Below are 8242 nucleotides of genomic sequence, written 5' to 3' on the forward strand. Positions count from 1 at the left end.
TTTTTTGTTGATTTGGTTAATCGTTTTTCGATTAATCGATTAAACAGTTAAACGATTAAATAAAAAATATGAATCAACCGTTAGCTTACGTTCATCCTGGCGCAAAAATCGCCAAAAATGTGGTAATTGAACCTTTTACAACGATTCACAACAATGTGGTAATTGGTGATGGTACCTGGATAGGTTCTAATGTAACTATCATGGAAGGGGCAAGGATTGGTAAAAATTGCAATATTTTTCCCGGAGCAGTTATTTCTGCGGTTCCTCAGGATTTAAAATTTGGCGGTGAAGATTCATTGGCAATTATTGGTGACAATTGTACCATTAGAGAATGTGTTACAGTAAACAGAGGGACAAGTGCTTCCGGTCAAACGGTTATTGGAAATAATTGTTTAGTTATGGCTTATGCTCATATTGCTCATGACTGTGTTATAGGGAATAATGCTATTATTGTTAACGGTGTAGCTTTGGCAGGACATGTTGTTGTTGGTAATTATGCTGTAATTGGTGGTTTAGCAGCAATACATCAGTTTATTCACATTGGAGATCACGCAATGATTTCGGGAGGATCTTTAGTTCGTAAAGATGTTCCGCCTTATACTAAAGCAGCTAAGGAGCCTTTGTCTTATGTTGGAATTAATTCAGTGGGCTTAAGAAGAAGAGGATTCTCAACTGAGAAAATCAGAGAAATTCAGGATATATATCGAATTTTATATCAAAAAAATTACAACACCACGCAGGCTTTAGGCATTATTGAAGCCGAAATGGAAGCTACTCCGGAAAGAGATGAAATTATTGATTTCATCAGAAACTCTTCCCGAGGAATTATGAAAGGATATTCAGGAAACTATTAAAATAAGTATAACCGTTTATTTGTTTAATCGATGAAATAAGCAAACGGTTAACAAATAAACGAATTAACAAATAAACAAAAAATGGCATCTACATCAGATATTAGAAACGGACTTTGCATTAAATTCAATCACGATATTTATAAAATTGTCGAATTTTTGCACGTAAAACCAGGAAAAGGACCTGCTTTCGTAAGAACAAAATTAAAAAGTTTAACTACCGGAAAAGTATTAGACAATACTTTCTCTGCAGGTCACAAAATTGAAGACGTACGTGTAGAAACACATACTTATCAGTATTTATATGCTGAAGGAGATCAGTTTCATTTTATGAATAATGAAAGTTTTGAACAAATTACTTTGAATAAAAATATCCTTGACGCTCCGGATTTGTTAAAAGAAGGAACGAATGTAATGGTTCAGATTAATACCGAAACGGATTTACCTTTATCAGTAGATATGCCGGCTTCAATTATTCTTGAAGTTACTTACGCAGAACCTGGAGTAAAAGGTAATACGGCTACTAATGCTACAAAACCGGCTACAGTTGAAACCGGAGCTACTGTTAACGTTCCTTTATTTATTAACGAAGGGGATAAAATTAAAATTGACACGGCTTCAGGTTCTTACATGGAGCGTGTTAAAGAGTAATTTAATTGAAAAATTTAAAGATTAAATGATTTTAAGCTTTAAGTTGTCAATAGAATTTTTTAATCTTTAAATTTTTCAATTTTTAAATTAGTTTATGAAATTTACAAGAGCACATTCTTTAAAAGAAATAGCAGATTTACTTAACTGTGAATTTGTTGGTGATGAGAATTTTGAAGTTTTAGGCATGAACGAAATTCATGTGGTGGAAAAAGGAGATATTGTTTTTGTAGATCATCCTAAATATTATGATAAAGCTTTACATTCAGAGGCTACCATTGTTTTAATTAACAAAAATGTAGCTTGTCCGGAAGGAAAAGCTTTATTGATTTCTGAGGATCCTTTCAGAGATTTTAATAAGTTAACCAATTATTTTAAGCCTTTTCAATTTTCATCAGTTTCAATTTCACCAAGCGCAATTATTGGAGAAGGAACTATCATTCAGCCTAATTCTTTTATTGGTAACGGAGTTGTAATTGGAAAAAATTGTTTGATTCATTCTAATGTTTCCATCTATGACCACACTATTATAGGCGATAATGTAATTATTCACGCCGGAACTATTCTTGGGGCGGATGCGTTTTATTACAAAAAACGTCCCGAAGGCTTTGATCAGTTGCTTTCCGGAGGTCGTGTAGTTATCGAAGATAATGTTGGTATTGGAGCGCTTTGTACTATCGATAAAGGTGTTACCGGAGATACAACTATTGGGGAAGGAACTAAAATTGACAATCAGGTACATATTGGTCACGATACGGTAATTGGCAAAAAATGTCTGATTGCTTCTCAAACCGGAATTGCCGGTTGTGTTGTTGTTGAAGACGAAGTGACACTTTGGGGACAAGTAGGTGTAACCAGTGGAATTACCATTGGGGAAAAGGCTGTTTTATTAGGACAAACCGGAGTAACGAAATCTGTTGAAGGCGGGAAAACTTATTTTGGAACACCTATTCAGGAATCAAGAGAATCTTTGAAACAATTGGTTAATCTTAAAAAGATTCCGGAAATATTAGAAAAATTAAAAGCATAAAAAAAGTTGCTGTAAATTATTGATTTTGTTTTAAAAGACATTGTTTTGTGTCGTTGATAACAAAAGAGCTTAATAAAGAACTTTTTTTTTGATAAGAAAAGAGCTCAAATAATTTCGAAAACCTTATTTTTGCAGTACAAATTTAAAAATCACATAAAATATATATCATGAGTGTTTTAGTTAACAAAGATTCTAAAATAATTGTTCAAGGTTTTACAGGAAGCGAAGGAACTTTCCACGCTTCTCAAATGATTGAATACGGAACAAACGTTGTAGGTGGTGTAACTCCGGGAAAAGGAGGAACTTTACACTTAGAGCGTCCTGTTTTTAACACTGTAAAAGATGCAGTGGAGCAGGCAGGTGCTGATACTTCTATCATTTTTGTACCACCAGCTTTTGCAGCTGATGCTATTATGGAAGCTGCTGATGCAGGAATTAAAGTAATCATTGCTATTACTGAAGGTATTCCTGTTGCTGATATGATTCATGCAAATAACTACGTGAAACAAAGAAACGCCAGATTAATTGGACCGAACTGTCCTGGTGTAATTACTCCGGGTGAAGCTAAAGTTGGTATTATGCCAGGTTTTGTTTTCAAAAAAGGGAACGTAGGTATCGTTTCTAAATCAGGAACTTTAACTTATGAAGCTGCTGATCAGGTTGTAAAACAAGGATTAGGAATCACTACTGCTATTGGAATTGGTGGAGACCCAATCATTGGAACAACTACTAAGGAAGCTGTTGAGTTATTGATGAACGATCCTGAAACAGAATGTATCATCATGATTGGTGAAATCGGTGGTCAATTAGAAGCAGATGCTGCTAAATGGATCAAAGCTGATGGAAACCGTAAACCAGTTGTTGGTTTTATCGCCGGAGAAACTGCTCCAGCTGGTAGAACAATGGGACACGCCGGAGCTATCGTTGGTGGTTCTGACGATACTGCAGCTGCTAAAAAACGTATCATGAGAGAAAATGGAATTCACGTTGTGGATTCACCAGCTGAAATTGGTAAAAAAGTAAAAGAAGTTTTGGTTAATGCAACAGTTTAATCTCGAAACTAAATTTTAAATAAATTAAGCCTCACATTTGTGGGGCTTTTTTAGTTTAAACAGAATTTTAGAAATACATTTGCACCCAATAAATAATCAGCTCGCTGACAGATATAAAACAATACAAAAAGAATACTATGTATAAAGAATTAGAAGGATTCAAAGTTAAAAATCAATTTTCATTAACCACTGAAGATAATTTGGAAGAAGTATGTAATGCATCAGAAGGTTCCGGAATATTTTTAGTGTATGATGTAGCAGATGAAAAAGAACTAATCATGGTGGGGTCAACCGGAACGGTTCAAAATGACGGAACTTTGAAAACTAAAAATGGCGGTTTGTATGACAAAATTGTAAACGGTCATCAATTTGCTAAAACAGGAAGAAAATATTCCTGGCCGGCTCAAATGAAAAAAGAAGCTATCAGTCGTTTAGAAGTGGTTTGGTACGAAACTTATAATGGCGATGCTAAAGTGATTCCTACTTTTGTTGAAGCTCAGGTGTTGCAAAATTTCTTAAATGAAAATAATAAATTGCCAAGATGGAATGTAGCTTTTTAGTTCATTTTCAATTTGTTAAAAGAATATTTTTTTAAGCCTTGCTTTGGTAAGGCTTTTTTTATAGCATAAATTTTATAAAACAGCTAAATCAATTATATTTGTAACTCATTTAGCAAATTAACTTAAATTATAATATGAAATTACTTGAAGGAAAAGTAGCTATTATTACAGGTGCAAGCCGCGGAATCGGTAGAGGAATTGCCGAAGTTTTCGCAAAAAATGGTGCTGATGTAGCTTTTACTTACAGCTCGTCTGCCGAATCGGCTTTGGCTCTTGAAAACGAATTAAATGCTTTAGGAATTAAAGCAAAAGGATATAAATCGAATGCTGCCGATTTTGACGAAGCGCAAACTTTAGTCGATGCTGTTTTAGCTGATTTTGGAACTGTTGATGTTTTAATTAACAATGCCGGAATTACAAAAGATAATTTATTAATGCGTATGTCTGAAGCCGATTTTGATCAGGTGATTGATGTAAACCTGAAATCGGTTTTCAATATGACAAAAGCCATTCAAAAAACCTTCCTGAAAAAACGTGCCGGTTCTATTATCAACATTAGTTCTGTAGTAGGAGTTTCCGGAAATGCAGGACAAACTAATTACGCTGCTTCTAAAGCAGGTGCTATTGGATTTACAAAATCGGTCGCTTTAGAATTAGGTTCCCGTAATATTCGTTGTAATGCTATCGCTCCTGGATTTATTGAAACAGAAATGACTGCTAAATTAAGCGAAGAAGTAGTTAAAGGATGGAGAGAAGGTATTCCGTTAAAACGAGGAGGAACTCCGGAAGATGTTGCCAATGCTTGTCTTTTCTTAGCTTCTGATATGAGTGCTTATGTAACTGGTCAGGTTTTAAATGTTTGCGGCGGAATGCTTACTTAATAAAAGTTTACAGTAAACAGTATCAGTTTACAGGTACTGAAAACTGATAACTGCGACTGAATACTTAAAATAATATGACAACAAACACTATTCTATTAATTGTACTTTCGTTATTGATAGCTGGTGGTTTGTCTTATTTTCATTATTATTACAAAGCCAAGAGTAAATTAAAGGTTAATTTACTCTTGGCTTTTCTACGTTTTCTGGCAATTTTTGGCTTATTAATTTTACTGATTAATCCAATAATTACAAGTAGCAATACTGTAATTGAAAAACCAATTTTAGCTATTGTAAGCGATAATTCCAGTTCGGTTTCCTATTTAAAAGCTGATAAAAAGGCTAAAGAAATACATTCGAAATTAGTTAACAATAAAGATTTACAGCAAAAATTTAAGATTCAATCGTATCAGTTTGATGTTGATTTTTTAGCTTTTCAAAACTTAAATTTCAAGGGAAAACAAACGAATCTGGATGTGGTAGCCAAGGATTTAAAAGCAATCAATCGAAATAAATTTTACCCAACAGTATTGCTTACCGATGGAAATCAGACAACAGGAAATGATTATGTTTTTCGTTTCGATGATTCTAATAAAATTTTTCCCATTGTATTAGGTGATACGACAGAAGTTTTGGATTTAAAAATCAACCAACTGAATGTCAACAAATACGCTTTTTTGAAAAATCAGTTTCCGGTGGAAGTTTTTCTGCAATATTCAGGCAGTAAAAATATTTCGGCTAATTTTCAAATTTCTAAAAGCAATACGATTTTAAGCAATCAAAAGCTTAGCTTTTCGCCAACAAAAAATACAGCTGTTCTAAATGTTTTTTTAACTGCTGATAAAACCGGAACACAGTTGTATAAAGCCAGTTTGATTTCGACAGAAAAAGAAAAAAACAGCTATAACAACACCAAAAATTTTGCGGTTGAAATTATAGATCAAAAAACAAATGTTGCTTTGATTTCAGAAATTAATCACCCCGATATTGCCGCTTTAAAAAGGTCAATAGAATCTAATGCTCAACGCAAAGTGTCTATTGTTAAACCAAAACAAATCAGTGATTTAAACAATTATAATGTTTTAGTTTTTTATCAACCTACAAGCGAATTTAGCAACGTATTTGAAACTAACAAAAACGCCAAAATAAATTCTTTTATTATTACAGGAACCCATACCGATTTTAACTTTTTAAATCAGCAACAAACTAATTTAAATTTTAAAATGGCTGCTCAAAAAGAAAATTATTTAGCAGTTTTTAATTCACAATTCAATCTTTTTGCTGTTGATAATATTGATTTTGAAAATTTTCCGCCTTTGGAAAATTTGTATGGAAAAATCCAAAGCAGCTCAAATACCTCTATTTTACTTTCTTCAAAAATTAGAGCGATCAATACCGGGATGCCTTTACTTGCTTTTAGTGAAAATCAGGGAAATCGTTCGGCTTTTTTATTGGGAGAGAATAGTTGGAAGTGGCGTATGGAAAGTCATAATCAAACCAATTCTTTTGATAAATATGATGTTTTCATTGCTAAAATCATTCAGTTTTTGACAACCAATACTATAAAGAAATCGTTGGTAGTTAATCATGAATCTTTTTACAATTCGGGAGAAAACATCGAAATTACCGCTCAATATTTCAATAAAAATTACGAGTTTGATGAAAAAGCACATTTAAGTATTTCATTGGTAAATTCGAAAACGAAACAAACAAAACGTTACGATTTATTAAAAACAAATAATGCTTACAAAGTCAATTTAGACGGTTTATCGGCTGGAAATTACAATTTTACGGTTAAGGAATTGAATTCTAAAACAACTTATTCCGGTCATTTTGAAATCATAGATTTTGATATCGAGAAACAATTTGTTAATCCAGATATAGACCGATTGGAGCAACTCGCTGAAATTTCAAAAGGAAAATTGTATTTCCCGGATCAGACTGATGTTTTAATTCAACAACTTTTGACTGATGAAAACTATAAAACCATTGAGAAAACAAATAGCAGCCAAACACCTTTAATTGATTGGAAATATTTGTTATTATTGATTTGCAGCTTATTTGCCGCCGAATGGTTTATTCGAAAATACAACGGATTATTGTAGTAACCGGATGTAACTTTTTAATTTAACTGATAAAAAATCTTTTGAAAAAAGACAGAAACATATTCGCTGAAAACGGAATTTTTAATTTAGAAAAACACAGCAAAACGCAACAGTTTATTTTTGTGTGTTTGTTGCTAATTTGTCTCTCAGGTTTTATTACTCCGCCTATTGCCTTATTGCTTGGAATATTGGTAGCCAATATTTCCGGACATCCTTGGTTGCATCTGAACCATAAAATAATTCGGGTTTTACTTCAGGTTTCGGTAGTAGGGCTGGGGTTTGGGATGAATGTACACAATGCGTTGTTGTCAGGTAAAGAAGGTTTTGTTTTAACCGTTGCAACCTTATTTAGTACTATAGTTTTAGGAATTATTTTAGGCAAATGGCTCAAAACAGACGTAAAAACATCGCATTTAATTTCCTGTGGAACGGCTATTTGCGGCGGAAGTGCTATTGCAGCGATTACGCCGGTTATCAAATCAGATGAAAAGCAAACTTCGGTTGCACTGGGAGTTATTTTTATATTGAATTCAATTGCTTTATTTGTTTTTCCTATGGTTGGACATTGGTTACAGTTGTCTCAGGAAGATTTCGGATTGTGGTGTGCTTTAGCGATTCACGACACCAGTTCGGTTGTAGGAGCAGCTAACAAATACGGAGCTGAGGCTTTACAAATTGCAACAACTGTAAAATTAGCCAGAGCCTTGTGGATTATTCCAATTGTGTTGTTAACGAGTGTTTTGTTTAAAAACAAAGCCAGTAAAATCAAGATTCCTTATTTCATCGGATTGTTTATACTGGCTATGATTTTGAATACTGTTGTGCCACAAATTTCAATATTATCACCTTATATTGTGGCTGTTGCTAAAATTGGTTTAACCGTAACTTTATTTTTTATTGGTTCGGGATTAAGCAGTTCGGTTTTGTTGGCCGTTGGAATAAAACCTTTGATACAGGGAATACTGCTATGGACTTTTATAGCAAGCTTATCATTATTAGCTATTTTGTATTGGAGCTAATTTATTTAACGTGAGTTCGATATAAACTTATTGAAAAAGAACCAATTGTTTTGTATCTACAAAGTTGTTTTTCAAAGACGGTTTTTTCTCTGCAAAATT

At 33.3% G+C, this 8242-nt stretch carries 8 protein-coding genes; all 8 read left to right on the top strand.

Annotated elements, in window-relative coordinates; all coding sequences use genetic code 11:
• Positions 1-68: 68 nt before the first annotated feature.
• Complete coding sequence (lpxA, locus tag B6A10_RS14140) at positions 69-854, top strand: acyl-ACP--UDP-N-acetylglucosamine O-acyltransferase (protein ID WP_026713605.1); 786 nt, start codon at positions 69-71, stop codon at positions 852-854.
• 81 nt (positions 855-935) lie between these two features.
• Positions 936-1502 (top strand): elongation factor P, encoded by a 567-nt coding sequence (gene efp / locus B6A10_RS14145; RefSeq protein WP_026713606.1) that lies wholly within the window; start codon positions 936-938, stop codon positions 1500-1502.
• A gap of 94 nt (positions 1503-1596) precedes the next feature.
• Positions 1597-2529: a UDP-3-O-(3-hydroxymyristoyl)glucosamine N-acyltransferase gene (locus tag B6A10_RS14150; RefSeq protein WP_055093133.1), complete on the top strand. Its 933-nt coding sequence runs from the start codon at positions 1597-1599 to the stop codon at positions 2527-2529.
• A 167-nt stretch (positions 2530-2696) separates the two neighbouring features.
• On the top strand, positions 2697-3581 hold the full coding sequence (sucD, locus tag B6A10_RS14155; RefSeq protein ID WP_055093135.1) for a succinate--CoA ligase subunit alpha: 885 nt from the start codon (positions 2697-2699) through the stop codon (positions 3579-3581).
• A 137-nt stretch (positions 3582-3718) separates the two neighbouring features.
• Positions 3719-4141 (top strand): hypothetical protein, encoded by a 423-nt coding sequence (locus B6A10_RS14160; protein ID WP_188221382.1) that lies wholly within the window; start codon positions 3719-3721, stop codon positions 4139-4141.
• Between the two features lie 134 nt (positions 4142-4275).
• The gene (fabG, locus tag B6A10_RS14165; RefSeq protein WP_188221383.1) at positions 4276-5022 is read left to right on the top strand and encodes a 3-oxoacyl-[acyl-carrier-protein] reductase; all 747 of its coding nucleotides are present in this window, start codon (positions 4276-4278) and stop codon (positions 5020-5022) included.
• A gap of 74 nt (positions 5023-5096) precedes the next feature.
• A complete protein-coding gene (locus tag B6A10_RS14170) occupies positions 5097-7124 on the top strand; it encodes a hypothetical protein (protein WP_188221384.1) in 2028 nt (675 codons plus the stop codon).
• Between the two features lie 77 nt (positions 7125-7201).
• Complete coding sequence (locus tag B6A10_RS14175; protein ID WP_317172042.1) at positions 7202-8143, top strand: YeiH family protein; 942 nt, start codon at positions 7202-7204, stop codon at positions 8141-8143.
• Positions 8144-8242 lie beyond the last annotated feature (99 nt).

Source organism: Flavobacterium pokkalii (assembly GCF_014596575.1).
Lineage (GTDB): Bacteria > Bacteroidota > Bacteroidia > Flavobacteriales > Flavobacteriaceae > Flavobacterium > Flavobacterium pokkalii.